This is a genomic window from Pedobacter immunditicola, from assembly GCF_037482985.1.
Lineage (GTDB): Bacteria > Bacteroidota > Bacteroidia > Sphingobacteriales > Sphingobacteriaceae > Pedobacter > Pedobacter immunditicola.
This window is the reverse complement of sequence record NZ_JBBHKC010000009.1, coordinates 51,577-77,829: the sequence shown is the minus strand read 5'-3', so window position 1 is coordinate 77,829 and position 26,253 is coordinate 51,577. Positions and strand designations below refer to the sequence as shown.

Annotated in this window: 22 protein-coding genes and 1 pseudogene; 18 read left to right on the top strand and 5 right to left on the bottom strand. The window is 39.3% G+C overall.

Annotated features, from left to right (window positions below; translation table 11 throughout):
- The first annotated feature begins 9 nt into the window (after positions 1 to 9).
- The gene (gene pelA, locus WG905_RS16165) at positions 10 to 2,895 is read left to right on the top strand and encodes a pectate lyase (protein WP_339592784.1); all 2,886 of its coding nucleotides are present in this window, start codon (positions 10 to 12) and stop codon (positions 2,893 to 2,895) included.
- A gap of 3 nt (positions 2,896 to 2,898) precedes the next feature.
- Here pelA and WG905_RS16160 read toward each other — a convergent pair whose 3' ends face one another.
- Both WG905_RS16160 and hemW read right to left on the bottom strand, forming a co-directional pair.
- A complete protein-coding gene (locus WG905_RS16160; RefSeq protein ID WP_339592783.1) occupies positions 2,899 to 3,684 on the bottom strand; it encodes an SDR family oxidoreductase in 786 nt (261 codons plus the stop codon).
- Positions 3,685 to 3,817: 133 nt separating this feature from the next.
- Positions 3,818 to 4,960 carry a radical SAM family heme chaperone HemW gene (gene hemW, locus WG905_RS16155; RefSeq protein ID WP_339592782.1) on the bottom strand — a complete coding sequence of 381 codons (1,143 nt, stop codon included), beginning with the start codon at positions 4,958 to 4,960 and terminating at the stop codon, positions 3,818 to 3,820.
- A gap of 495 nt (positions 4,961 to 5,455) precedes the next feature.
- Here hemW and WG905_RS16150 point away from each other — a divergent pair, with 495 nt between their 5' ends.
- From WG905_RS16150 to WG905_RS16130, 5 genes are all read left to right on the top strand, one after another.
- Positions 5,456 to 8,707: a SusC/RagA family TonB-linked outer membrane protein gene (locus WG905_RS16150; RefSeq protein ID WP_339592781.1), complete on the top strand. Its 3,252-nt coding sequence runs from the start codon at positions 5,456 to 5,458 to the stop codon at positions 8,705 to 8,707.
- Between the two features lie 9 nt (positions 8,708 to 8,716).
- Positions 8,717 to 10,447 carry a RagB/SusD family nutrient uptake outer membrane protein gene (locus WG905_RS16145; RefSeq protein ID WP_339592780.1) on the top strand — a complete coding sequence of 577 codons (1,731 nt, stop codon included), beginning with the start codon at positions 8,717 to 8,719 and terminating at the stop codon, positions 10,445 to 10,447.
- A 407-nt stretch (positions 10,448 to 10,854) separates the two neighbouring features.
- The gene (locus tag WG905_RS16140) at positions 10,855 to 10,995 is read left to right on the top strand and encodes a hypothetical protein (protein WP_339592779.1); all 141 of its coding nucleotides are present in this window, start codon (positions 10,855 to 10,857) and stop codon (positions 10,993 to 10,995) included.
- Between the two features lie 17 nt (positions 10,996 to 11,012).
- Positions 11,013 to 12,833, top strand: coding sequence for a serine hydrolase domain-containing protein (locus tag WG905_RS16135; protein WP_339592778.1), 1,821 nt, complete (start codon positions 11,013 to 11,015; stop codon positions 12,831 to 12,833).
- Positions 12,834 to 12,876: 43 nt separating this feature from the next.
- Positions 12,877 to 13,509, top strand: coding sequence for a hypothetical protein (locus tag WG905_RS16130; protein ID WP_339592777.1), 633 nt, complete (start codon positions 12,877 to 12,879; stop codon positions 13,507 to 13,509).
- 1,174 nt (positions 13,510 to 14,683) lie between these two features.
- Here WG905_RS16130 and WG905_RS16125 read toward each other — a convergent pair.
- On the bottom strand, positions 14,684 to 15,679 hold the full coding sequence (locus tag WG905_RS16125; protein WP_339592776.1) for a DUF6624 domain-containing protein: 996 nt from the start codon (positions 15,677 to 15,679) through the stop codon (positions 14,684 to 14,686).
- A 1,147-nt stretch (positions 15,680 to 16,826) separates the two neighbouring features.
- Between WG905_RS16125 and WG905_RS16120 the strand changes: the two genes are divergently transcribed.
- Positions 16,827 to 17,345 (top strand): hypothetical protein, encoded by a 519-nt coding sequence (locus tag WG905_RS16120; RefSeq protein WP_339592775.1) that lies wholly within the window; start codon positions 16,827 to 16,829, stop codon positions 17,343 to 17,345.
- A gap of 119 nt (positions 17,346 to 17,464) precedes the next feature.
- Here the strand turns inward: WG905_RS16120 and WG905_RS16115 are convergent, their stop codons facing one another.
- Positions 17,465 to 18,910, bottom strand: a complete 1,446-nt coding sequence (locus WG905_RS16115) for an amidohydrolase family protein (RefSeq protein WP_339592774.1) — start codon at positions 18,908 to 18,910, stop codon at positions 17,465 to 17,467.
- Positions 18,911 to 19,125: 215 nt separating this feature from the next.
- Between WG905_RS16115 and WG905_RS19550 the strand changes: the two are divergent.
- From WG905_RS19550 to WG905_RS16070, 10 genes and pseudogenes are all read left to right on the top strand, one after another.
- Positions 19,126 to 19,493 (top strand): annotated as a pseudogene (locus tag WG905_RS19550) (immunity 53 family protein).
- 259 nt (positions 19,494 to 19,752) lie between these two features.
- Positions 19,753 to 20,349 carry a Crp/Fnr family transcriptional regulator gene (locus tag WG905_RS16110; RefSeq protein WP_339592773.1) on the top strand — a complete coding sequence of 199 codons (597 nt, stop codon included), beginning with the start codon at positions 19,753 to 19,755 and terminating at the stop codon, positions 20,347 to 20,349.
- Between the two features lie 103 nt (positions 20,350 to 20,452).
- Positions 20,453 to 20,911 (top strand): YybH family protein, encoded by a 459-nt coding sequence (locus tag WG905_RS16105; RefSeq protein ID WP_339592772.1) that lies wholly within the window; start codon positions 20,453 to 20,455, stop codon positions 20,909 to 20,911.
- 23 nt (positions 20,912 to 20,934) lie between these two features.
- A complete protein-coding gene (locus tag WG905_RS16100) occupies positions 20,935 to 21,327 on the top strand; it encodes an alpha/beta fold hydrolase (protein WP_339592771.1) in 393 nt (130 codons plus the stop codon).
- A 65-nt stretch (positions 21,328 to 21,392) separates the two neighbouring features.
- A complete protein-coding gene (locus WG905_RS16095; RefSeq protein ID WP_339592770.1) occupies positions 21,393 to 21,800 on the top strand; it encodes an alpha/beta fold hydrolase in 408 nt (135 codons plus the stop codon).
- Positions 21,801 to 21,894: 94 nt separating this feature from the next.
- Complete coding sequence (locus tag WG905_RS16090) at positions 21,895 to 22,191, top strand: nuclear transport factor 2 family protein (RefSeq protein WP_339592769.1); 297 nt, start codon at positions 21,895 to 21,897, stop codon at positions 22,189 to 22,191.
- 25 nt (positions 22,192 to 22,216) lie between these two features.
- On the top strand, positions 22,217 to 22,609 hold the full coding sequence (locus WG905_RS16085; RefSeq protein WP_339592768.1) for a YybH family protein: 393 nt from the start codon (positions 22,217 to 22,219) through the stop codon (positions 22,607 to 22,609).
- Between the two features lie 18 nt (positions 22,610 to 22,627).
- A complete protein-coding gene (locus tag WG905_RS16080) occupies positions 22,628 to 22,921 on the top strand; it encodes an alcohol dehydrogenase catalytic domain-containing protein (protein ID WP_339592767.1) in 294 nt (97 codons plus the stop codon).
- An 84-nt stretch (positions 22,922 to 23,005) separates the two neighbouring features.
- Positions 23,006 to 23,599, top strand: a complete 594-nt coding sequence (locus WG905_RS16075; RefSeq protein WP_339592766.1) for a zinc-binding dehydrogenase — start codon at positions 23,006 to 23,008, stop codon at positions 23,597 to 23,599.
- Between the two features lie 30 nt (positions 23,600 to 23,629).
- Positions 23,630 to 23,857, top strand: a complete 228-nt coding sequence (locus WG905_RS16070; protein ID WP_339592765.1) for a DUF2798 domain-containing protein — start codon at positions 23,630 to 23,632, stop codon at positions 23,855 to 23,857.
- 20 nt (positions 23,858 to 23,877) lie between these two features.
- Here WG905_RS16070 and WG905_RS16065 read toward each other — a convergent pair whose 3' ends face one another.
- Positions 23,878 to 24,555 (bottom strand): hypothetical protein, encoded by a 678-nt coding sequence (locus WG905_RS16065; protein ID WP_339592764.1) that lies wholly within the window; start codon positions 24,553 to 24,555, stop codon positions 23,878 to 23,880.
- 286 nt (positions 24,556 to 24,841) lie between these two features.
- Here WG905_RS16065 and WG905_RS16060 point away from each other — a divergent pair, with 286 nt between their 5' ends.
- On the top strand, positions 24,842 to 26,041 hold the full coding sequence (locus WG905_RS16060) for a S41 family peptidase (RefSeq protein WP_339592763.1): 1,200 nt from the start codon (positions 24,842 to 24,844) through the stop codon (positions 26,039 to 26,041).
- The last annotated feature ends 212 nt before the right edge of the window (positions 26,042 to 26,253 follow it).

The following is a 26,253-nucleotide window of genomic DNA, read 5'->3' as shown; positions in this document are numbered from 1 at the left end:
TAAATTAGAATGAAATTAAAGATAATTTGGTGGTTCATTTTGCTTGGCCTGGGTACTCGTATCCAGGCACAACAAGCATCTCGATCTGTGCAAATGGCAGCAACAGTTCTGGATATCTGGAAAGACTCCATGAACCTTAATCCAGCTGTACCTAAAGCCGTAAAATGGGCCTATGATCAGGGCGTGATCCTGGAAGGTATTGATGGACTGTGGAGGAAAACAGGCGATGGCAAATACTTTGCTTATATGCAGAAATCAATGGATTTTTTCGTGACTAAAGATGGTCAGATCAACAGGTACCTGCAGGCGGATTATAATATTGATCATATTAAAAACGGAAAAACCCTGTTAAAGCTTTATAAGGTAACCGGGCAGCCGAAATATTTTAAAGCGGCGACTTTACTCTGGGAGCAGCTGAAACAACATCCAAGAACAAAAGAAGGGGGTTTTTGGCATAAGAAAATCTACCCTTATCAGATGTGGCTGGACGGGCTTTACATGGGGCAGCCTTTTTATGCTGAATATGCCGCACTTATTAGAGATAATGCCGCATATGATGATATTGCCAAGCAGTTCATCTTCATGGAACAACATGCAAGGGACGAAAAAACCGGTCTTCTTTACCATGGGTGGGATGAAAGCAGAAAACAGAAATGGGCTGATCCGATCAAGGGGACTTCCCCGCATTTTTGGGGTAGGGCTATGGGCTGGTACGGGATGGCATTAGTAGATGTGCTTGACTATTTTCCTGCCACGCACCCCAAAAGAAGTGAATTAATCAATATCTTAAAACGGCTGAGCGTTTCGGTACGCAAATATCAGGATCCTAAAACCGGGCTCTGGTGGGATATTGTAGACCAGGGAGGTCGCAAGGGAAATTATTTGGAAGCCTCTGCTTCATCGATGTTTGTATATACACTAACAAAAGGCGTGAGGAAGGGTTATCTTGATAATGATAATGTTGCTGCGGCACTTAAAGGGTATAGGGGTATTGAAAAGCAGTTTCTGGAAGAAAGTCCCGACAAGACCAAAGTAGATTTACATGGAACGGTAAGTGTATCTGGCCTCGGTGGCAAACCTTACCGTGATGGGAGTTATGAATATTACATCAGCGAAAAGGTAATCACGAATGATCCGAAAGGTGTGGGTGCCTTTTTATTGGCCGCTAATGAGGTCGAAAGGATAAATATGCCTAAACCTGGCAGCGGTAAATTGGTGTTACTGGATAGCTATTTTAACCATGAGCTGAAAAAGGATGCGCTTGGAAACTCTGTTTCATGGCATTATAAGTGGGACGAACAAAGTAACAATGGATTCTCACTTTGGGGTAGCCAGTTTGCAAATGCAGGCTTTAACATCAATACTTTATATCAGGCCCCAACGGCAGCGAATCTTAAAGATGCGGCAGTATACATTATTGTTGATCCGGATACACAAAAAGAAAGCGAAAGACCAAACTATATGAGCAAAGATCACATACAGGCAATTTCTGAATGGGTAAATGCCGGTGGAATTTTGGTGCTGATGGCTAATGATACTGGAAATGTAGAGTTGGAACAATTCAACAAACTCGCAGCGGTATTTAATATCCACTTCAACGGTGATAGCAAAGGGCGGGTTGTCAATAGTCAGTTCGATATGGGCAAGGTGTCCATTCCAGAGAACCATATGCTGTTTAAAACCGCAAAGCAGTTATATATTAAAGAGTACAGCACTTTACAAATACAAAAACCTGCGCGGAGTTTGCTGAAAGATAAAGAAAACGATGTGATGATGGCAGAATCAAGCCTTGGAAAAGGGACGGTATTTGCGATTGGTGATCCCTGGCTGTATAATGAATATGTAGATGGCCGGAAACTCCCCGCGGCATTTGATAATTTTAAGGCAGGGCAAGATCTGGTCAGTTGGATTGCGCAACGTAGTCCATTTGGCAGGGATGTCATTGCAGAAAGGATGTTGATTTACCAGCGGAGCATAGGCGGCTGGCCAAAAGCGGTCAACAAATTGCCCCTTGATTATGGGCAGGAACTTAGCCCAGCGCAAGAACTGGCTATTCGTGCAGATTCCCTGGCAAAGGATGCCACCATAGATAATAAAGCCACCACGAAAGAAATCAGTTACCTTATGGGGGCTTATCAGCGCACAAAAAATCCGCGTTACCTGAGTGCTGTAAAAAGAGGTTTGGACTATATTTTCATGGCCCAATACGATAATGGTGGATGGCCGCAATATTATCCACTACATAACCTCTACAGAGCTGAAATCACCTATAATGACCACGCGATGGTGAATGTGATGAATGTTTTGCAGGATGTGGTTGAAAGGATAAATGGCTATGAAGCGCTTGATATCGCTTACAAACTTAAAGCACAGCAGGCCGTAGCGAAGGGAATCGATTGTGTGTTGAAAACTCAAATCCGGGTAAACAACAAACTTACGGTATGGTGTGCACAATATAATGAACGTACGTTGCAGCCTGCAAATGCCAGGGCTTTTGAACTGGTGTCGTTAAGTGGGATGGAGTCTGTTGGAATTGTAGAATTCCTGATGCGTATACCAGATCCTGCTATTGAAATTAAAAATTCCATCAGGGGGGCAATGGACTGGTTTGATAAGTCGAAAATTCAAGGATATGACTTTGTCTTTATAGACAATCCTGCACTACCGCTGGGAAAAGACAAGGTGTTGAAAAAAGTGCCTAACGCTACCATCTGGGCAAGGTTCTACGACATCAAAACCAATAAACCATTCTTTACAGGAAGAGATGGCATAAAGAGAAATGCTGTTTCGCAAATTGACGTAGAAAGGCGGACCGGGTATGCCTGGTATGGCACCTGGCCCGAGAAACTATTTACAAAAAAATACCCGCAGTGGCTTAAGCGTATAGGAGCGTAAGGATCAGGTAACTTTTGCTGTCCTCATATATTTAGAAAAGCGCAAAGGGAAAAATCTCTTAAAAAGAACACCTTTCACTTCTTTTCCACCCATATAAACTTCTTCTTTTCGATCGCTTACCGCTTTAAAGATTTTTTCTGCACATTCAGCTGCAGGCATCCCATGAGCAATGGTATCGTCCATTGAATTTTGAGGCTTGCCATCGGCAGTCATCGCATTCATGCTGACATTGGTTTTAATGAAACCCGGACATATCATGGTAATGCTGATGTTTTTATCGTAAATTTCTGACCTGAGCGAATCAAAATAGCCGTGCAACGCATGTTTAGAAGCCGAATAGGCAGAGCGAAATTTGGTACCGAACTTACCAACAAGGCTGCTGATACAAACTACTTGTCCACCGCCCTTTTGTATCATCGCCGGGATAACCGCTTTACTCAGTGTCACCGTTCCCCAGAAGTTGACGCGCATGATTTTCTCTTCCGTCTCCGCTGTGGTCTCCAGGGCAAGACTGCGCTGACTTATGCCTCCGCAATTGATCAGTATATCTATTTTACCAAAAATGCGCAACGCTTCGATCGCTTTTTGTGGTAAGGTCTCCGTTTGTTCTAAATCCAGCGATAACACATGGATGTTGATGGCGCCTTTACAATTAGTTTTTACCCTAAACAACTCATCACGGTTGCGGGATGAAATGATGAGCTTCGCACCTGCTTTATGGTACTTGTAAACTAAGGCCTCGCCGATGCCGGAGGATGCGCCGGTAATCCAAACAACTTTATTTTTCATCAGGTTTTAGTTTGTTTTTTAACGGTGATGAAGCTATCATGAGCAATATTCATTTCGGTTTGTGAGTGTTTGCTCATGATGGTTTCATTAATATGTAATTTAATTTATCAAAGGTGATAAAGCTATCATAAACTTATAATTCCTCATGGTTATCTAATAAAAATAATTCTGAGGCTATGTGATCTGCAAATAACTTTCCTTCAGGTGTTAAAAAGACTTGCTCCTGTTGCTGCAGTAACCAATTTCGTTCTAAAAAAGGTTTAAGGTTAAAAAGCATTTCCTCATGGAAAGTTTTACCAAAGGTATGTTTAATCTTCTCTAAATCCATGCCCCACATGGTACGCAAAGAGGTCATGATGTACTCATTTAAGCGGTCAAGGTGTGTAAGTTCTTCTACTGTTTCCGCAAGTTTCCCTGCAAGGAGCTTTTCTAAATATTGTGCGTTGTTGGCAACATTTAATTGGCGGTTGGTGCCATCAAAACCATGTGCTGATGGACCTATGCCTAGATAGGATACCCCACGCCAGTAATTGGTATTGTGGACAGCATAATTGCCTGGTAAACTATAGTTGGAGATCTCATAATGTTCAAAACCCGCCAGACTTAATTTTTCAATCAGGATTTGAAATTGTTCGGCACTCTGGTCGTCATTTAAGGGGATTTCTTTTCCCTTTTTGATCATACTGGCCAATGCAGTTCTTGGTTCGATGGTCAGGGAATAGCCAGAGATATGCGGAATCTGCAGGCTGATCGCTTTATTGATGTTTTCCTGCCATTTTAGATTGGTGAGCAGGGGATATCCATAAATCAGGTCTATGCTCAGGTTTTCAAAACCGGCATCCTGACTGCGTTTAATGGAGTCTTCAGCTTCATTTGCATTGTGTGCCCGGTTCATCCATTGCAAGTCTTCATCAAAAAAAGATTGGGTGCCAATGCTGAAACGGTTAACTGGCATTTTCCTTAATTCTGCAATCTTTTTTGTGTTAAGGTCATCCGGATTGGTTTCCATGGTGATCTCCGCATCCGAAGCAATGGAAAAGTTCTCGGTAAGGGTGTTAAATATTTTTGCAAGGTAGGGGCTTGGTAAAACAGAAGGCGTTCCGCCACCAAAATAAATGCTGCCTACTTGTTCTGTTATGCGGCCTTTTTTTAATATGATTTCCTTGCAAATTGCATCGGTCATCTCCGCTGCATATTTAAGGGAGGTCGTAAAATGGAAATCGCAATAGGTGCATGCTTTTTTACAAAATGGAATATGGATATAGATACCGGCCATGTTACAAAGGTCGTTTAAATTGGTGGAGATCAAAATTGTATTCTCATGGTAAAGTATAATATGTGCTTTTAGAAAACCCGAAACTGAAATGAGTTCTTGTAAAATATTTGATAGATTAAATTCTTTTATCTAGATTCAATTTTTAATTAACTTCGAAAAGCTTTATGAACATGGAATTGCATACTGCTCGTTAGAAGAAATAATGCCGCTTTTGAAAACATTAATCCATTCCTTAAATCTGAAATATGAAATAAATGAATGCGAAATACTTTTAAACAACTCAAACTAAACCAAATTACATGATGAACAAAAGAATCACCTCCAAACCAAGAATCCGAAGTGTCTTACTTCCGAATCCGACCACAGGATTTACCTGGCCGGTTTAACTGAATTATCTCATTTTAACAGTAAAAAACGAATGATCTTATGAAAATTTCTTTACAAAAAAAATTTACATGGTCCGGAATTAGGAGGAATACACTAAGACTGCAAGTCATGTCAGTGGTATTCGCTGGTAGTTCTTTTGCCATAGAAACCAGTGCCCATGGTGTTAATTTTTCTTACACCAAGCACCTAAAAAACCTTAATAATACGATTTACGGTAACGTTACCGGCGCATTGTTTAACACAACACCTGTAATTGATAAAGCTCAATCCAGGGTTACCGGAAAGGTAGTAGACGACAAGGGACTGCCCTTGATCGGTGTCAGTGTCAAACTAAAAGGTACCCAAACTGCCGTAAGTACAGATGCAAACGGAAGTTATGCGCTGAATTTATCGGATGGAAACGGAACGCTGGTTTTTAGCTACATTGGTTATGTAACCCGTGAAGTGGCAGTGAACAACCGGACCTCCATTAATGTGACCTTGCAGGAGGATTCCAAATCCTTAGATGATGTTGTTGTTGTGGGCTATGGAACGCAGAAGAAAGTAAATCTGACCGGGTCGGTTGACGTTATTTCCGGCGAACAGTTAGCAAACAGGCCTGCTGCAAAAGTTGCGGATCTTTTAAAGGGTACGTCCCCGAACCTGAATATTACATCCAATTCAAGGGGCGGTGAACCGGGTGCAGCAAGTAACTGGAATATCAGAGGTGTTGGGTCGCTTGTGGGAAATTCAGCTCCTCTTGTGTTGGTTGACGGTATTGAGATGGATTTAAACAATGTGGATCCCGAATCTATTGAAAGTGTTTCCGTCTTAAAAGATGCCTCGGCATCAGCTGTTTATGGCTCAAGGGCGCCTTTTGGTGTTATTTTGATCACCACCAAAAAGGGCAGCAAGAGCGGAAAAATTAATATCCAATACAATAACAATATGTCATTGGCATCTCCTGTCAGAGTAGCCAGTCAGGTCAACTCCTTAACTTGGGCAACAGCCTATAACCAGGCCAGTGCGAATGCAGGGGCGGCCCCAACGTATTCCGATGAACAAATGGAACGGATTAAAGGCTACCTGGCTGGTACATTTAAGGACGAATACGACCCTAAAAACCCGATTAATACTGTTTTTTTAGGGAGAAGGAATGGTAACGCTAACTATGACTGGGCAAGACTGATGTATAAGGATAATGCATTACACCAAAAGCACAACATTAATGTTTCCGGGGGCAACGAAAATACACAGTATTATATGGCAGGTGGATTTTCAGATCAGGAGGGCGCGTATAATTATGGTTACGACCTGTATAAGAGGTATAACTTTTTAACCAATATTTCCTCAAAAGTAACGAATTGGTTGAAAGTTAATTCCAGCTTAAAATATGCAAAAAGCCTTTCCGACTATCCTTTAGGTATTACTACCGTGGATAGGGATCACACTTTTGGTGAATTTATCACCTGGTCGCCAATGACGCCGATGTACAATATTAATGGTACCGTTCAAAACCCATTGGTCAGAATGATGGAAGATGGCGGAAGAAACCGGATGGAAATTAATGATTTCCTAATTGCTGTTGGCGGGGAATTGGAACCTGTAAAAGGCTGGAAAACAAATGTTTCCTACAATCATAACATCCAGTCGGAAAAAGGGGCTGTCAACCCGAAACCGGTGATGGTGGAGCTTGGTAATGGCACATTCGGAAATATCGGGAAGCCGACTTCCAGCTATCAGGCTATTTTTGGTCAACCTTCCTATTCCATGTTCAACGTGGTTTCTGCTTATGAAAAAACGCTCAACGACCATTATTTCAAAGTAATGGCAGGATATGAGCAGGAAGAAAGATCATATTCCCGCCTCAATGCAACTGGTACAAATCTAATCACGACCGAGATTCCATCCCTAAGCACTTCGCTCGGTGAGAAAACCGCTGGTGACCAGCTATGGCAATGGGCAAACCAAGGGATTTTTGGTCGTCTGAACTACAACTTTAAAGAGAAATACCTGTTGGAAGTGAGTGCACGCTACAATGGTTCTTCCCGATTTGACCCGGATTCGAGATGGGGATTTTTTCCATCAGCGTCAGCCGGATATAACATTTCCCGCGAAGACTTCTGGAAACCTATTGAACCTTATATCAATATGTTCAAAGTAAGGGCGTCGTACGGGGCACTTGGAAACCAGAACGACCAAAATTACCTGTATCTGGCAAGACTCAGCGCAGTGCCGGAACTAAATTGGATTATTGACGGTCAAAGACCTCCATATTCTCTTGCGCCCGATTTGTTAGCCGATGTGACCTGGGAGACGATTACCACGCTTAACTTTGGCCTTGATGCTGGGATGCTTAATAACCGCCTGGGCTTGGTGTTTGACTGGTACAGCAGGGAAACATCGAAAATGTTTGGCCCAGGGGCAACACTTCCCTACGTTTTGGGTGCAGGATTGCCAAGAGAAAACAATGCTACTTTGTCAACCAAAGGTTTTGAGCTGGCGCTGAGCTGGAACGACCGGATTTCTGCTGATTTTTCATACAACGCAAAGATTAGCGTGGGTGACAGCAAGTCGACGGTTTTAAAATACAACAACCAAAAGGGGCTGATCGACACCTGGTATGTAGGTAAAGAATATGGTGAGATCTGGGGATTTGAAACCGATGGCCTGATTCAAACTCTAGGTGAAGCTATGGCTGACCAGAGTAAATATTATCCTACCTGGGGCCCGGGTGACATGAAATACAAAGATATCGATATCAAAAAAGATGGTGTGATCAATGATGGTACAAGAACGCTGGATGACCATGGCGACTTAAAGGTTATCGGCAATACTTCTCCGAGGTTTAACTATGGTTTTACCGGAGGCTTTAACTGGAAGGCATTCGATTTCAATATGTTCTGGCAGGGTCTAGGCAAACATGACTATTATCCTGGTGCCAATGCCAGTATGTTTTGGGGCATGACCGCAGCCTTCGGATCATCTTCAATCCTTAACAACTCCCCTTCCCTGGATTACTGGAGGCCTGCTGATGAAACCAATATATTAGGCCCCAATACAGATGCTTATTTTGCAAAGCCTTATTTTAGTGCTCAAACTAATAAAAACCGCCAGGTACAATCCAAATATGTGCTTAATGGAGCGTACTTGCGATTAAAGAGTATTAGTCTGGGCTATACACTACCGCAGAAATATGCAGGTAAACTGTTGATGCAAAAGGCCAGGATTTATATGTCCGGAGAAAATTTGCTGACTTTCACAGGTCTGCCTAAAACTTATGATCCTGAAACCATATTCGCTGGCAATAATGGTAATTCTGTAGGAGCAACCTATCCGATGTCAAAATTCCTGATTATGGGGCTTAACTTAACTTTTTAATTAACTACTATGAAATCTTTAAAAATAATTATCAGTTTCATTGCATTGGGTGTATTTCTAACTGCCTGCAAAAAGGATTTTCTAGAACGGCCACTTTTAGATGAAGTGACCGACGCGGATTATTTTAAGAATCCTGAAGAATTGAAGACCTATGTAAATCAATACTACAACGCCACTTTCTTCCCCAGATATACGAATCATGGAAGTGATTTCGGTAGCGATAACCAGGTCAGGCTAAATATTGACCAGCGTTTAGAGGGAACACGGACAGTGGCCACCAGCGGAAGTATAGGTTTCGGAAATGTGAGAAGCATCAATTACTTCTTTGACAACTACAAAAAAGTTGAACAAGGTCACACGTTAGATAAGTATCAGCAATATCTTGGCGAAGCTTATTTCTTCAGGGCGGTAAACTACTTCAATCTCCTGGAAAGCTATGGAGATATTCAATGGATCAATACCGAGCTTAAAACCACTTCTCCGGAACTTTATAAGCCAAGGGATTCCAGAAGCCTGGTGGCAGATCAAATAATATTAGCATTAGATTCAGCTGCGATGTACCTTACAGCAGATAAAACCACGGGTGCAGGTCGCGTTAATAAATGGATGGCGCTATTGATGCAGAGCCGGGTTGCTTTATTTGAAGGTACCTGGGAAAAGTATCATAGCGGCGGGCCTTTTGCCGTTGCCAACCCTCAGCCTGCTAAATACTTTAACAAGGCTGTGGAGGCGGCCGAAAAAATCATGGCTTCCAATTTATATGATATTTATAGTACCGGTAATCCGGCTACTGATTACAAGGATCTGTTCGCCCTACAAGACTACACTAACAACAAGGAAGTCATGTTTTGGAAAAAATATGATAATGGATTAACGAGGGGACATGCGGCTTTCGTAAATGACAGGAACTTCAGGATGGAATATCCAGCGGGAAACACCATTACCAAACAGTTAGCTGATTCGTATTTGTGTACTGATGGAAAGCCAATCGCTAATAACCCGCTTTTTAAAGGCTACACTACGTTAAAGGTGGAAGGTGAGAACCGTGACCGGCGCTTTTTTCAAACCATTGCATCACCGGATGATGTTTGGAAAATTGCTGCGGGTACACCAAATCAATTGTGGAAAGCAGTTTATGATAAACTCAATACTGCTAACGATTATAATGCGCCTACCGGATACCTCGTTTTGAAAGGCTACAACCCAAACATGATTTACCACGTTCAGCAGTTTGAGCAAACTCCTTCTATTATCTACAGGTATGCAGAAGTTTTATTAAACTATGCAGAGGCCAAGGCAGAATTAGGAACACTTACACAGGCGGATGTTGACAAAACCATTAAAAAGTTTAGGGACAGGGTTGGCATGCCGAATTTAAACCTTGCCAGTATCACACCTGATCCGGCATGGGACTTTCCTACGCTTTCACCAATGATCAATGAAATCAGGCGTGAACGCCGGGTTGAGCTTGCTTTGGAAGGCTTCAGGTTCTCAGACATCATGCGCTGGGCTGCGGCTGACGAACTGATCGTTGGAAAAAGGCCTAAAGGGCTTCTTGCTTCCCAGGTTGCGACTAACAAGTACCCGGTTGATGAAAACGGGTTCCTTGATCCATTCAAAAATATTGCTTCGAAGGGTTATGGGTTTGTGCTCGGACGTGATTATTTAAATTCAATTCCGCAAAGTGAAATTGTATTAAATCCGGCCTTGACGCAGAATCCTGGCTGGCCAGCAAATTAGTTCTCTCTTTACTAAGTAACATCTAATAGCGATTAAGTAAAACGTGGTTTTACTTAATCGCTATTTTATTGCTTATCCTTCTGTGGTTTTTTTTCCTGTGCATCAATCCCTCTTGGTAATGCAACTCTCCTCCATACCCAATTTAAGTTTCTTTAGTGTGTATAGTTTAGTGAAAGAATGGGAACACTTATGCTAATCCGGATTGGACAATCGCATTGTTTCCCCGAGTAGATTTTTTATTTCCAGCACAGTCGGAGGAATACTAATCATCTTAAACCTAAGGGTGTAAAAAAGTTAAGTCTAACTAGCCGTTTCTAAACATAGAAACAAGCGATGTGTCAGTTGTAACATAACACACCAGTCTACGTCAAAATAAGACCTAAAGATCTAACACACAATCTTGTTTTATGAATGAAAAGATGTTTTACAACAGGGCTCTTTATTTTGCAGCAATACTGACGATTGCTGTTTGGGCGCTGTTGGGTTGGCAACATTTTAACGGCGGTGTACCAAGCCACCATTTACTTGCAGATAACATCCCATGGTAAGTAATGGGGAGTCCAGCATGAAATTCAAGTTTTTTTTATTTTTTATAGCAGCCATTTCTTATCATCTTTCCTACGCTCAAACCAAGGAAGGATTAAAAGACACGATGAAAAACCTAATAGCTGAACAAAAGCTATCAGGTGCAGTATGGGCTACAGTGTCAGAAAAAGGTGAGATTGTTATTGATGCTCATGGTTTCAAAAATATCAAAACAAGGGAGTTACTTAATGCAACCGATAAAGTACATGTCGGTTCAGTCTCTAAGACCATCATGGCCGCAGGTTTCCTCAGAATGGCCACGCTGGGATTACTGGATTTAAATGACCCCGTAAAAAAATATCTGCCTGACCTGCCAATGGAAAATCAATGGGATAATGCCAATCCTGTAACCATCAAACATTTGATCGATCATACTTCAGGCTTGACGAATTCAAGATTATGGCATATTTTCAGTACAACTGCCACACCCGATACCCCTCTTGACGCTGTTTTTGTCAACGATCCGAATATTCTTAAAGTCAGGGCTAAGCCGGGTTCAATTTATTCTTATTCAAACCTGGGTTATACCATTTTGGGAATGGTTATCGAAAAGATAACTAAAGACCGATATGAAAATTATTTAGATGAAAACCTCTTGAAGCCGCTGAGAATGACAAACAGTACTTTGAAATTTATTTCCCAAGCAGGCAATGATGCTGATCAGCAATTGGCTTACGGTCATTTTGATGATGGCAGTCCCGTTATTGCAATGCCGACGTATTTAAGGTCAGCAGGACAACTCACTACTACAGCTGAGGATATGGGCATATTTTTGCGTTTCATGATGTCGGATGGAACAATCAATGGTAAGCCATTTATCAAAAGTGAATACCTGGCAGCTGTAGGCAAACAAAAGCTGACAGACGCTTATAAAAATGGCGTACCTTTTGGTGATGCTTTAGGGGCATATTCAAGAGATAGATATGGCGTAGTCGGCGCTGCTAAAAACGGCACTATTTTAGGCTTTTCAGCCATGACTTATATGTTTCCAGACCATAGGAGAGCCTTTTTTATAGCCCATAATATGGACAGTGAAACAGCCAATTACGATCTGTTCAATGCAACTTTGGTTAAACACCTCGGTATGAAGACCAAAAAATACACCTCAAAACAGCAACTTTTAGAAAACGAAATATCAAATTGGAATGGCTATTATATCCCCGTTTTTACGAAGATAGAACCGTTTGGCTTGCTTGATCATGTGTTTTCGCATACCAAAGTTGAAACCACAAAAGATGGTGCTTTAGTAATGCCTTTCCAGGGAACGAACAGGGTATTGATTTATCAAGGGAAGCATTTATTTTCAATGAAAGACAGAACAACCATTTCGCACACTTTTTATAGAACCGCTGATGGAGAATTTGTAATTACTGATGGCCTGAAAACGATGAAAAAGGTGCATGGTTTGAAAATATTAAGTATTGCTTGTAGCCTGTTTTTAGGATTAGTGGGCTTAGTTTATGTGTTCATTGCAGGTTGTATAAGCCTTATTAAACATAAAATTGATTTCAGAAATCAGCCTATATTTTGGTTGTTTTTATCCATCCTGATATTGATATTTTCTTTTATTTTGATTGCTAATCAACCCTTTATGCAGATGGGTGATGTGACCATTGGAAATATATTATTGGCAGTTGCTACGACACTAATTCCGGTTTTTTCAGTAGTTTCCTTATTTTTAACTGTGAAAATGAAACACAGATCTTTCCATATATTTAACTTTCTAGCGATTTTATTTGTGTTTCAATTTTCTGTTCTACTCATCATGAATGATCTGATGCCCATCGTGATGTGGAAATAAAATTGAAGTATCCTGTTATATTTACCAATCATAAGCCATTATAATGCAACCTCTCTCAAAGGACATAAAAACTTATTTTTTTCAGACGATTATTGAGGAGATTCCTCTTTTGGAGTTTGAAGAATGGCTTTATAAAAATAATGAATTAGAAACACTACTACGGTCTGACGATTATCTGGAATTAATTTCTCTTGATTTCAATAAGAAAGGTGCAAAGTATGAATTGAATCATCTTTTGACAGGCTTAATTGACCCTGCCGAATTTGAGACTTTTAAAATGCTGAACTTATTAGAGAAAACAAGTAAAAAGACAAAGGAGCTTCCCTTCCTATTAATGCAGTTTTACGATCTCTATTGCAAAGGTTATTCATTCGTGGAAGTCTTAGGTTTAACCTATGGCCATGCAGTTGAAGTGCCATTGGTGAAAAATAGCAGCGCAAATTCCTGGAATGAATTAACTGCTGCGCAGCAAGCAAAGCTTTTGTCTGATTTTTCTCCTGGCCTCGAAGCCGAAATTGAGCGGGTAACTCAGTGGCTAACATCAAAACAAATTGTCTTAACAGGTGAACAAGACTTATATGGACATTTTGTATATATAGATTATGGGCAAGAAGATAAAGTGCCAAAAAATGTCGTTTCAGAAAAGCAAATGAAAAAATGGTGGAGGTTATGGTAGTAAATGCCTTGAACAAATAGTTCGGGGGCATTTTTTGTTTAGGCTACGTCGATCATGATACTCGGCTTCGAGTTGTACCACTTAGTTACAAGTCTACAAATCAACATCAACCTATATCTTTAAACATATACATCACTGCCTGTGTTTTTGGTGAAAAGATAGTGTGAGAGGCCTGTTGAATTAGTGTGGGTCCACCATGAGTGCACCATGAGTCCACAGTGAGTCCACGTTTTACCGAACAAACCCTGGACTGACTGTGGACGGACTGCGGTGTCAGTGTGCTGGCATGTTAACGTCAGGACGACCAATCTACGGTGTTGGCTTCTGAGATAATTTGCATCTTGATTTATTGCATGGGTTGCCAAATGATTATTATGTTCATTGAATTTCTATGATGCCTCAATTATGGAGAAGTGAAAATTACACAGTTTACTTTAAAAAGTGTAACAAATTCTTTTAGAACAGTTTGAATCTAAATGAAGAGTTGATTGATATTATAAAAAATATAGATTTTGTTTATAACCTCTATATCACAAAGAGTTACTGTTTTGAGTGATAATGAATATTTAGCTGGGATTTGATTGACAAGACGAAGAAAAGCAGCTTGCTCACCTAATAGGTTCTTTTTTGTCCATTATTATAAACTCATATCATTAATCAAATTGGAATCTCCATTTCTGATGATGAGTATTTGATAAACGAAATAGCATAAAAATAGGGTCCGCTTGAGTGTGAACTTCTTGATAATTTGCTGTTTTTCTTTTACCGATTTTACAATTAGGCTAGACTTCTTTAATAAGCAAATTATCAAGAAACCACCGTTTTTTTATAATTTACCTTTATGGAGTTGCCTCCTGGAAACTATGCGGCGCGCCTAAATGCTGCTCAACTACAAGTATTGCAACTTAGGTCTACAGCTCCTTTGTTGTTTAATGTCAAGATGAATAATGATGGTGATCTCCTGAATATGGAACAAAAGTTCGGATTGATGCGTAAGTCCAAGTTACACCACCTTTAATTCTCTTCATTTCGTCTGGTTCCAAGGTTTTGAACATGTCCTCAGACAGACTTGTTAACTTTCTCATAATTAATCACAATTATATAACTCCTACTCATTGAAGGCTTTTCGGAAACCGCCTTTTACTTGTATTATGAATAAGCTTGATCATGATGATTATTTCTTCGGTTTAATGCCGTTTTCTCGATGAAGCTTCAATAACAGGTTTTCATATTCGTTTGGATTCCATTCAATATTAAAGCCAGCTAGATACTGCGCTAGCGGTTCTAAACCAATCTGAGCACGCCTTTTGTCTACGTTCAAAGGATCGAGAAGTGGTAATACATATTTTTGTCCGGTTAATTGAACTACTCCTATCTGTGTGCCGTATATTTGACGTTTATTTTGTTGTAATAGGATTCTATCCTGTAAGTATGCGAGGTCGATGGCATCAACTTCACCGTAGGACACGGCAGCCTTCAACATAGGTAAATACTTTAACTGGGTATTTAAGTCAGAATGCTGAATAACTAGAAAAATTGCTATGCTTGCCTTTCTTCCCACTCTTTTTGGCCCTAACCATCCATATTTATCAAGAATGCCTGATACTATCTTTAAGTTGATAGAGTCTACCTTCAGCATCTTGGCTATTTCTTCGTTCACTTTAGCGGAATTATTACCTTCTTGCTTTGACAAACTGTCAACGGAGTCGCGATACATCTGATCTTGCTCAAACACTCTTTCTAGTTCCTCAGAAAGAGGTTTGTCGATCTCCACAGCTTGTGCTTGTTCAATTTTCTTCAACTTATTTAATATAATATTCCACCTTCCATTTTTATGTAAGTATGTGAAGCTTGAATCTGAAATTAATCGATTATAATCAATGTAGTTACCAGAATTAACAATCTTCTCCAATTGAAAAAGAGCACTATCTGGAACTCCGGCCTTTGCCCACGCAATTGCTGCTCCATACCTATGGTCTATTCTCCCTCTCCACTTGTTAGTTTCGAATGCCTTAGAATATGATAGTGCGGAACTCAGGAACTCATCTTTTTTGAAAAGAGAGTCAGCCTGAGTAATAAATAAATCGTACTTATTCTCTTGCCCTCTTACTATAACATAATTAAAAACAATAATAGAAGTTAGGATATACTTTATGAATGTCCCCGTCATAAGTTAAAGCTATTACCATCTTAAACTTAAGAGATTAATTATTTATTTACAAGCGTTTCTTTTAAAAAAACGCCTGTAAATCAGTCTATTGTGGCGCATTGAGACAAATGCCTTGATCGGATGAAAAGAATTCAAAATATAAGTTCGTCTCTCAATACGAACGTATATCGTTGTTCACCCTCCTGGTCTCTTTAATGGCAAAAAACTTTCTCAGAAAACGACGGTTAAAAGATAAGCTTGAGTAGTAAATAATTATCACCAAAGAAATTTGTCATTGCATTTTTTACAAAGAGTAATTCAAAAACGAACTAGTCCACCAGTTTACTAAGATCAGTGAGGTGAAGTCTAGATCTGTTAGTAGAAACGAAAAATTAACAAAAGAATGATGAATGATGTTGTCGTCAGAATTTTATTTTCTAAGTAAATTTACAGAATAGTAAATTCAGAACATCTTGTATATATGAAGAAACATTTCCTTATACTTATACTTTTCCAATGTTTAATTGCTCTTAACGGTAAGCTTGCGTACGCTCAAGAACCGTCAAAAAGTCTTCCACCAAGTTTTGCTACGAAGATACCCCCTGGCCCCTGGTGTTTGGTTATGATAAACAATCAACACTACACTATAAATTGCAGATTGATTGATAGCTTAATCAAACCAAAATCGATTAAATCTTTAAAAGTTGAGACGGAAGGTGGTGGTGCTGCCATATATGGGTATAGGGCAGGAAATGGGATGGTCGTTATTGAAATTCAAAGGCGTTATTGGAAATCGGAGTTTCCGAAGCTTAAGCCTTATCTCAAAAACTTGTAGTGATAATTTCTCTCAGCTTTCAATTCTTTTTGGCACCAATTAGGGCAAAGAGAAAAATTGTCTAATAAACGAAGCTTTATTGAAGTTCCTTATCACCATTCCCTCGTTTTTTGAGAGACTGCAAGCCGTTTCCTCGATAAACCATGGTTCTCTAATATAGATTGCAGTTTAAATAAATTTACAATAAAAGAGAAAGTTGAAATGGCTTTGCATACATGAGATTTATAGGGTGTTTTTAAAAGACAGAACACGAACAGACAATAACATAGAAATTGGACGAAATTATACTTATAGGAATTTTTACACTTGTTTTCGTCGGACTACCAATCGGACTTGTTTGCTTATTTTATTTTGTGCCAAAAAAAAATCGGCTACCCTAAGACAGGAAAATGTTTAACAATAATTTTTGGACTGCTTGTATTGACAATTGTTTTATGGGTTGTTTTTGAAGACCAACATTTCAGCAACGACAATGCCAGAGAACTTGTAGAAGAACAGCAGATTTTATTAGTAGACAAGTTTGACTTGGAAGAAAATAAATCAACGTCTGCAATTGGCGACTATTATCACACTTTTACTTTGAATATATCAGTGAACGACAAACAAAGTGCAATCTTACAAATTAAAGGTGCTAAAAACTTTAAATCGCAGACTTACGAAAAGGAAAGTCTACTTTATCAACATCAAGACAGATATTTCGGGCCAAAGGTTATTCATAATTATGAAACTCAAAATTCATATGTTAGAGAATATTTTCAGCCAAGTGGACAGGAAGGTTACGCACCGACATTTAGACGAATATCCATAAGTAAATCAGAAAACCAGCTGACATTTGAAGACATTGACGAATGACAAAACATCCTTAATATCATTTTTGATGTGGGGGCTAAGGTGCTTCTAATTCCAAATAATTAATCTCTTTTTTTTGAAACTATCTTTAGGTTTGAAATCGTGCTCTTCAGCAGGTTAATCTAATAATTATTCCTCTTTTTCCAGTCAAATTTATCTTTATGAGCATTGTTCCACTTTTCTAGTTCGTCAAGCATTACATCAATTTTTTCTTTTTCCAGCCAGTTACCATTTACAAAAACGCCGGAGATTTTTCTTGTGTTTTTTATATCGTCTAATGGATTGGCTTCAAGCAAAACAAGGTCTGCATACTTTCCAGCTTCAACGGTTCCAATTTTGTCCTCAAGTCCGAGCCAAGTGGCAGGTAATCTTGTGGCTGAAGCCAGTGCTTCATTTGTACTGAGCCCGGCTTTAACCAAAAGCTCCATTTCATCATGAAGCGAAAACCCCCAAACTACTCCTGAAACTCCAGCATCTGTTCCAGCAACAATCGGAACTCCGGCTTCTTTGAAGGCTTTTACCAAGCGAAGATGAAAGTTGGTCATATTATCGATACGGTCAATACGTTTCGGGTCTGTTTCTTGATTATAGCGATTTGATGTAAGCCATTTACTTTGCATCAGTGGATGTACATATTTAAGACCGGGCAGATTACGAATACCATCGAGTGAGTGTGTCTGGTAGGCTATTCTCTCCATCGTTGTTAAAGTTGGAGTCAGCCAAGTTTGATTTTCTTTAGCAAATTGTGCAAAACGGCGTGAATCTTCATCGCTTAAATTTTTGCTTTCTTTGGCATATTCTTCAGCATGAACTACCATATCAAAATGAGGAACAAACGCTTCCTCTATTTTGCCTCTGAAAGCATTGGGGATATGTCCAACAACTTTCATCCCCTGTTGATTAGCTTCGTCAATGACGGCTTTGAAAGTTTCAATATTCAGCCCTGAATAAAGCTTAATAAACTCATAACCCTGCGCTTTTGCTATACGTACCGTTTGGCGACCCTCAGCCGGTGTATTAGCAACGTTACCTGATGCATCTCCTCGATCTATCAAAAAAGCCAGTGCAACCCGAGGACCGATCACTTTTCCCTTTATGATTTCATTCCTTTGTCCGAAATGTTCTACCCTGGCATTTAATTCAAATACCGTTGTAATGCCATTTGCTATATAAAGCAGCATAAAATTTTGAGTGTCTGCAAAGAGTGTCGCACCTTTAGTAGGATAATTTGCACTAAAATTGATGTCAGCCAGATTATGGACATGCATATCGGTAAGGCCGGGAATGAGCCACTTACCTCTCCCATCTATGATTTTTGCGTTAGGAGGAACAGGTTGATTGATTGATAAAATTTTCTTGTCTTTAACTACCACCGTACCATTTTTGATGATTTTGTTTTCGGCAGTCATCGGAATGATACTCACGTTTTTGAGAACATAGATTTCCTCTTGCTGATTCTCTTCCTTTGGCGAGTTAGTTGAAGATAATGGTGTTAAAACTGTACAGCTAGTGAACGTCATCAAAATAGAAAATGGTATAAATAGGTAGAACAACAGCCTGTATCTCATATCGTTTGAATTATGCCAAACAACTGAATATACGGATACTAAGCTGTAATTTGGTTATCTTAAGTTCAAAACTTAAATGATTTCATCGGATTATATCGGCAGATCATTTTATTCTTAAATCGCTTCCAGCGCAAATATAATTTATAGATTTAGGTGAAGTCACTTTATAACCTTGTTCTCCAAGCATAGTATCAATCTTTTTGATAACTATGTAAATGTATTTTCTAAACATCAAAATCTTTAGAAAGATACTACCGGTAGTTAAATTAAGATTGCACCAAATAAAAATAGTTTTTATGGATTTAATAAGATGGATATCAGGATGGTATAAGGATAATTGCAATGGGGATTGGGAACATACATCCGGTATTTTAATAGAAACATTGGATAACCTGGATGGTCTGTTAAAATTGATTTGATTGGTACTTCATTGGAAGGGAGGCAACTGTCAGAAAAATTTGTTGATGAATCCGAAGACGATTGGTTCAGAGTTTCTTCAGACGGAGAGTATTTTATAGGCTATGGGGATGGAAGCAAGCTCTGTTTTCTTTTAGAATACTTTAAAGCTTTTACCCAAGCATAGTTTTGCCCGTGCAAAGAGCCAGTTAGCTCCTATATCAATGCTTAGCCACTCAGATCTATATTAACGTTGATGAAGCAAGTTGATCACTCAAAAAACCTTCGTTTTTTTGAAAAGAGCAAAGACTCTTCTAAGAAATCGACGGTTTTTTGATAAAAAATTTAGAGCTTTTCACCGGCATAACTTAGAGCTGTTGCTAGACTTCAAACCAGTATCATTTTTTTTTGCTACTTTGTCGTATCAATAAAGCTTTAAAAAAATAGTGATCGAAAAAACTTCAATTGAAATATTGATTGAATACTTTAAAAAGTATTTTCCTCTTAATGAGACTGAGGCTGAACAAATACGCCAACGTTTTACAGAACGAAAAATAAAACGTCGTGGGTTCATTCTTCAACAAGGTGATGTTTGTGGCCATTTTAGCTTTGTGGTTTGGGGTTGTTTAAAAATGTATGCGCTAGATCAAGCAGGCAAAGAGCATAATTTGCAATTTGCATTTGAGGAAAACTGGATTACGGATCTTTCCAGCTTCTACTCCCAAAAGCTTTCCGGAGTTTATATTGAAGCCATTGAACCATCTACCGTTTTGCAAATCAAGCAATCAGACCTTCTACATTTATATACTCATTATCATAAGTTCGACCGTAATTTTAGAATTATCATTGAGCGAAAATTTATAGAATTACAAAACAGGGTGTTGCAAAGTATCAGTTCAACAGCTGAAGGAAAATATCTAAGTTTTCTCGAAGAATATCCGCAATTGTCAAACCGTTTGCCAAACACTGAAATCGCATCCTACCTCGGAGTGACCCCAGAATTCTTAAGTAAGATTAGAAAAAAAATCGGTTACAAGTCTTAATTCTTAAACTAGTTTATAGGCTCACTAAATTCGAGCGTCCTACTTTTACATTGTAAAATAAACAGATAAATACGATGAAAAAGTGTTATTAACCGTTGGGGTCATGGCCTCATTATTTCTTGTTCAATTAGAAGCATACGCGCAGTCTAATACAGCTAAAAGCAAAATAACTACCGCAGTTTTGGCTGAAAAATTAGCAATTGAGAAACTTATCTTTTCTTATCAGGATGCACTTAATGCTTCCAATGCCGAAAAGGTAATCAGCCTACTCACTAATAATGGTGTTTTGATCGCAAATGGGGCGCCCACGTCCGATGGTGCTGCACAGGTGAAAGGCACATACGAATATGTGTTTGACAATTTCGCCTTCAATCTTAAATTTAATATCATTGAAATCCAGGTAAATGGTAATACTGCATTTGCAAGATCTACCTCAAAGGGGTCACTAACCATTAAATCAAGTGGACAAACCGTTCCTGATGAAAACCGCGAACTATTTGTGTTCGAAAAAACTGATGGTCAATGGAAGATTGCCCGCTACATGTATAACAAAACAAAATAATGTTCCTAGCTAATAGCTTATCTATGAAAGCAACATCTAAATTATTTTTCTTACTGGCTTTCTTGTCCCTGGACACTTTCGCTCAAAACCATAAGCAGCTAAGACATTTTATGCAAACAACTACAACACCTGTGGATGCAATTCCTTACGGAAACAATCCAAAAGCGGGTAATTATGTAAATACTGGTGATGCTAAAATCTATTATGAAGTTTATGGTAAAGGAAAACCGGTTGTAGTCCTTCATGGAGGAACTGTTGGGTCTACTTTTGAAATGGCCCAATTTATAGACAGCCTTTCAAAACGATATCAGGTTATTGCTGTATCAACCCGAGGACATGGTAAGTCCGAGATGGGTACAGAAGTACCTAGCTACCAACGAAAGGCTAAGGACGTATCAGCTATTATCAGGCTGTAACAAAAAATAGCGTAATTATTTTAGGATTCAGCGATGGGGCTTATACCGGATATCATCTCGCGGGGATGTTCCCAGAGGAGGTCAAAAAGTTAATTGCTATTGGTGCAGGAGAATGGAGGCGAGCATGTAGAACTTTCAATCTTGATAGTGCTAGCTTGGCACAGATCGATAGTCACTACCTACAACAACAACTGGCATTAATGCCAGAGCCGCAAAGACTTGATCGATGGCTTTATATTGTAAATCAATACTATAACGCTGTCAGCGTAGGGAAAGAAATATTTAATGTTATTCATTGCCCGGTTTTAATTATGGCTGGTGAACGAGATGAGAATGCACCGTTGGAGACGGTAATAGCGGCTTATAAAATGATTCCCAATGCCCAGTTGAGCATCATTCCTAATGCACCACATCCCGCTTTTTTAGTAAATTTTCCAGCGCTTTGGACAAGTATCACACCCTTTCTGAACTAGACACATAACACAAATAATTTATATAAATAAAATTAACAAATGGAAATTAACGAAACCATAACAAGTCAGGTATTAACTCACCACCTTACCGTCTTTGGTAATAAATGACCTGGATGAGATTATAAAAGATTACACTGAAGAATCTGAACTTTTTACACCTGAAGGTCCTTTGAAAGGACTGGCTGAAATACATAAGTTTTTCGAAGCATTTTTTATTGCGATCCCAACTGGCTCTGCTTTCGAAATGCAACAGCTAACCATCAGCGGAGAACTTGCCTACATTGTCTGGGCTAGTGAATCTGCTGCTGCAAAAATACCCTTGGGTACGGATACCTTTCTACTTCATGGAGATAAAATCAAATTTCATACTGTAGCTGATTACAGGCTGTAAACACTAATTAAATTTTAAAGTTGAAATGGATACACAACAAGAAAAACAAGCAGTTGAGTCGTTGCTAAACAAATATGCTGAAGCAATTAATGCTGGCAATGGTAGTCTTATGCCAAATTTCTATACGCAAAGGGCGGTTTTCATGCCAAATGGAAGAAAGAACATAAGCCGGAACGATTTGGATCGAGACTCCAAAAACCTGTTCAAAAAAGTTGCTTATTCAATAGAATTTGCTGTGCAGGAAACAACTATTGACGGCAATTACGCATTCGTGCAAGCAGCCGCTCAAACCACCATTACAAAGTTAGCAACAGGTGAAAAGACCACTAAGGGAAGTAGAGACTTCTTTGTACTTCAAAAAGAGCAGGAGCATTGGAAAATATTTCGTTATATTTTCAACAATGTTAATGCAGGTTAATCAGAAAATCGCTTTACGATGATGAAAGCAGCAGTCCTTTATAATCCCGGAGCATGGGATAATTTTATTCTGGAAGAACGAGAAGTACCAATCCCGATACAAGGATGGGTACTTGTTAAGGTGCGAGCTTTTGGTCTCAACCGCTCGGAGTTAATGACTCGGAAAGGACTTTCCCCAAACGTGAAATTTCCCAGGGTGCTGGGTATTGAATGTGTTGGGGAGGTAGTAACAGATCCTTCAGGCGGATTGCAGGTTGGGCAAAAAGTGGCGGCCTTTATGGGTGGTATGGGTAGAGACTTTGATGGCAGTTAAGCGGAGTTCGCTTTGCTACCTGAATCATTGCTGATCCCCTTTGAAAGTGAGCTAAGTTGGGAACTGCTGGGCGCCATTCCCGAGATGTTCCAAACAGTGTATGGCTCACTTCATCTGGCTTTAAAAATCAAGGAGGGAGAAACATTACTTATAAGAGGCGGCACTTCTTCCATAGGGATGCTAGCCACCCAAATAGCGAAAAGTGCCGGTCTGCAGGTTATAGCTACTACCCGTAATAAAGATAAACAGCAACTATTACTGGATAACGGTGCTGACGAGGTAATCATTGACGACGGTAAATTGGAGGACAAGCTTAAAGTTATACGACCACAGGGTGTAGATAAGGTATTGGAACTCGTAGGAACCGCTACACTGCCCGATTCACTACGTTGTGCTTCTTTAGGTGGAATGGTATGTATGACCGGTATGTTATCGGAACAATGGTCACTTAACGATTTTGCTCCTATGGATGTTATTCCGGCTACAGTATGCCTTACTGTTTATGACAGCGGACAAGTACGTGTTGGGCAGCAGTATTATCAGCAGTTTGTCAAAGAAGTTGAAGCTGGTAACGTTCATCTAAATATTAATCGTTCATTTGTATTGGACGAGATTTCGCAAGCGCATCGTTTCATGGAAACTAATTCTGGTGCTGGAAAAATCGTGGTTTTACCATAAATGGATTATCCCCCGCCCCAACTCTGAAAAATGAAGAAAAAATATTTAAAGTACATTAATACCTTGTTTGTAGTGTTTCCTATGACCTTAATTATGGCTTTTGTTGGAATTGCACGGAATCACGGCTTTGTAGCCGGTTTGTTTTCAAAAGCCCTCAATGCCTGGATGGTTATGTTTCCTGTAGCTTACCTGGCGGCTTTCATCATTATTCCAGTAGCCGGTAAGCTTACGCATCGGTTGTCCTCAAAAGTGGAATAATTAACGAAATTAGAGCTACATTAGTTTTGCTTGTAGACTTTTAAATCGCTGAAATATCCTTCGGTGCCAACATCCACGAATAAGCCAATAGCACCCGAAACATTTTCGCCTAACTTTAGGTCGTTTACGATCAAGGAAGGGTGTTTGTTGTCGTTAAGGTAAAGTCTTGCTTCTTTTCCCTCTACAACTATTTTCATGGTGATCCACTCGTTTAAAGTCATGTCCGCATAAGATTCATACATTTCTGGAGCTTCCTTTCGAAGTCTGTCAAACTTGTAGTTGGGATAAGAATAATATTGGATAGAATGGTTACGCCTTACCTGATTTTCTGCCCGTCCATTGGTAGGCCGCAAATAAATGCTCTCGAATTTCGAATTGTTCTCGTTGATATGGAAAGCAATCCCAATAAAACCGCGGGAGTATGCCGGAGCGGATTTCGTTAGCCGACTTAATACCTTCACTTCAATTGTTCCGTTTTTGAAATCGCTTCCTTTTATTCTTACAAACGTTGGTTCGTCGAACGCTTTTATTGTGGAATCTTTGATAACTTTTACCACATCTCTGCCCATTAGCTTTTCTACAGACATAGACACCTGAATAGGTTCGAGAATACTTTTGCTAAGTTTTAATGTTTGTGCATATAGACTTCCGGTGCTTAACAGCAGGCAAGTTACAATCGTTAGTTTTAAGTTCTTCATATTGTTGTTCGTTTAACGGCTATAATTTTGAATCAAAGATCGGCTGTTAGACATAATTTAACCCTTAAACTATTTCAATAAATTCCTTAATATAGAAAAAGCTGAACTGTTCTCATTATTCCCTGGTTATTTGATAAGGCGCAAGCTAGTGTCTCAGAATTCTACCGTTTAATGATAGTGGGAGAACGTTGTTGTCAGCTTTGTTTCTCACTTTTATTTTCAGACGCTGTGAATGGTTATCTTAAAACAATATCTTTAAATCAATATAAATTGAACCATTGTATTTATGCTCTCAAACTATCTTAAAGCTTCTCTTTTCTCTTTAATCTTAACTACAACCTCTTTTGAGGTCATAGCCCAAAGCACATACAAGGATGATTTGCAAGTATTTTACGATGCTATTAAAAAAACACCCTCATACAAGGATCAGATCACGGGACAAAGAAAGTCAGGGTATGATTTGCAATTTGAGCGATTAAAGATTGAATCGCCACAATCAAATGCATTTGATAGTCTATATAAGTTGTCGTCTCTGTTATGGCCGATAAAAGACAATCATCTTGGTCTGTATCAGGTTTCCAATAAGGAGATTTCATCGCATAAACGATACCCCATCTCAGCAATGAATCTTGACTCTTTAGAGGAACAATTGCTATCAAAGCCGCTGAAGAGTCCAGAGGGAATCTATTATCAAGGCGATCGCTTTAAAATAGGTGTGTACTCTACATCGAATAAAGACAGCTTAATTGGAGTAATATTGTCTTCGTCACTACCTATCTGGTCAATTGGTGAAATGGCGGTGTTATTAGTTAAACATACACAGGATGGTTACAGAGGTGTATACGCCAATTTGTATAATAAAGATCTGTTTTTTGTAAGAAATGAAAAGTTGATAAATGGCAAGTTGCTTTTTGGTACCAAAAAGGGCTCTCCAGTAAATTATGCATCCCTGTTAGATAAACCTGAATTTGGGCTAAAAACACTTGGCCCCGATATTCAATATCTTCGGCTTAGTAGTTTCCGGACGTCGAACAATGATATTAAGAAAGCGGAAGTGTTCTATGATCGAATTAAGGATTCTATAACGTCGAAAAGTTTGATTGTTGATCTTAGAAACAATCCCGGTGGAGGATTTAAATCATCAGGTATGTTTTTATCGTTGCTGAAAAAATATGCGGAAGATTGTAAGCTTTTCATAATTGTTAACCGCCAGACTGTTAGTAATGCGGAACAATTCGTATTGAAGTTGAAAGGATATAAGAACGTTGTGGTACTTGGCGAAACGACTAACGGAACGCTGACTTACGGCAACAATTTCGGAAATTCAGTTAAACTCCCAAGCGGTAAGTACACATTTTATATAACGGACATGAAGGATAGCGGTAACTATCTTCCTTATGAGGAAATTGGCGTGGAGCCAGACTTAAAGCTAAGTCCTGGCAGTGACTGGATTGAACAGGTCACTGCGATAATCCGTAACAAATAATGGACGTTGTAATTAATGATAAATTCGATAATAATCCATCTTTTTATTCCCTGGTTATTTGGGATCGTCTCTTAATTCCACGGTTTTTTGATACCTTGGGCAATCCTGGTAAGCGGGCTGTACTGCTTACCTAAATTAGATCGTTCAAAGTACGCAAAGTTAATTCGTCGTTTTAAATGACGGTGCTAACTTCAGGAAAGCACTGCTATTCT

What these genes read in the sequence shown, in the direction of transcription:
- pelA (WP_339592784.1), top strand. Translation starts at nt 10, where the DNA reads ATGAAATTAAAGATAATTTGGTGGTTCATTTTGCTTGGCCTGGGTACT.
- WG905_RS16160 (WP_339592783.1), bottom strand. Translation starts at nt 3,684, where the DNA reads ATGAAAAATAAAGTTGTTTGGATTACCGGCGCATCCTCCGGCATCGGC.
- hemW (WP_339592782.1), bottom strand. Translation starts at nt 4,960, where the DNA reads ATGGCCGGTATCTATATCCATATTCCATTTTGTAAAAAAGCATGCACC.
- WG905_RS16150 (WP_339592781.1), top strand. Translation starts at nt 5,456, where the DNA reads ATGTCAGTGGTATTCGCTGGTAGTTCTTTTGCCATAGAAACCAGTGCC.
- WG905_RS16145 (WP_339592780.1), top strand. Translation starts at nt 8,717, where the DNA reads ATGAAATCTTTAAAAATAATTATCAGTTTCATTGCATTGGGTGTATTT.
- WG905_RS16140 (WP_339592779.1), top strand. Translation starts at nt 10,855, where the DNA reads ATGAATGAAAAGATGTTTTACAACAGGGCTCTTTATTTTGCAGCAATA.
- WG905_RS16135 (WP_339592778.1), top strand. Translation starts at nt 11,013, where the DNA reads ATGAAATTCAAGTTTTTTTTATTTTTTATAGCAGCCATTTCTTATCAT.
- WG905_RS16130 (WP_339592777.1), top strand. Translation starts at nt 12,877, where the DNA reads ATGCAACCTCTCTCAAAGGACATAAAAACTTATTTTTTTCAGACGATT.
- WG905_RS16125 (WP_339592776.1), bottom strand. Translation starts at nt 15,679, where the DNA reads ATGACGGGGACATTCATAAAGTATATCCTAACTTCTATTATTGTTTTT.
- WG905_RS16115 (WP_339592774.1), bottom strand. Translation starts at nt 18,910, where the DNA reads ATGAGATACAGGCTGTTGTTCTACCTATTTATACCATTTTCTATTTTG.
- WG905_RS16105 (WP_339592772.1), top strand. Translation starts at nt 20,453, where the DNA reads ATGGCCTCATTATTTCTTGTTCAATTAGAAGCATACGCGCAGTCTAAT.
- WG905_RS16100 (WP_339592771.1), top strand. Translation starts at nt 20,935, where the DNA reads ATGAAAGCAACATCTAAATTATTTTTCTTACTGGCTTTCTTGTCCCTG.
- WG905_RS16095 (WP_339592770.1), top strand. Translation starts at nt 21,393, where the DNA reads ATGTTCCCAGAGGAGGTCAAAAAGTTAATTGCTATTGGTGCAGGAGAA.
- WG905_RS16085 (WP_339592768.1), top strand. Translation starts at nt 22,217, where the DNA reads ATGGATACACAACAAGAAAAACAAGCAGTTGAGTCGTTGCTAAACAAA.
- WG905_RS16080 (WP_339592767.1), top strand. Translation starts at nt 22,628, where the DNA reads ATGATGAAAGCAGCAGTCCTTTATAATCCCGGAGCATGGGATAATTTT.
- WG905_RS16075 (WP_339592766.1), top strand. Translation starts at nt 23,006, where the DNA reads ATGTTCCAAACAGTGTATGGCTCACTTCATCTGGCTTTAAAAATCAAG.
- WG905_RS16070 (WP_339592765.1), top strand. Translation starts at nt 23,630, where the DNA reads ATGAAGAAAAAATATTTAAAGTACATTAATACCTTGTTTGTAGTGTTT.
- WG905_RS16065 (WP_339592764.1), bottom strand. Translation starts at nt 24,555, where the DNA reads ATGAAGAACTTAAAACTAACGATTGTAACTTGCCTGCTGTTAAGCACC.
- WG905_RS16060 (WP_339592763.1), top strand. Translation starts at nt 24,842, where the DNA reads ATGCTCTCAAACTATCTTAAAGCTTCTCTTTTCTCTTTAATCTTAACT.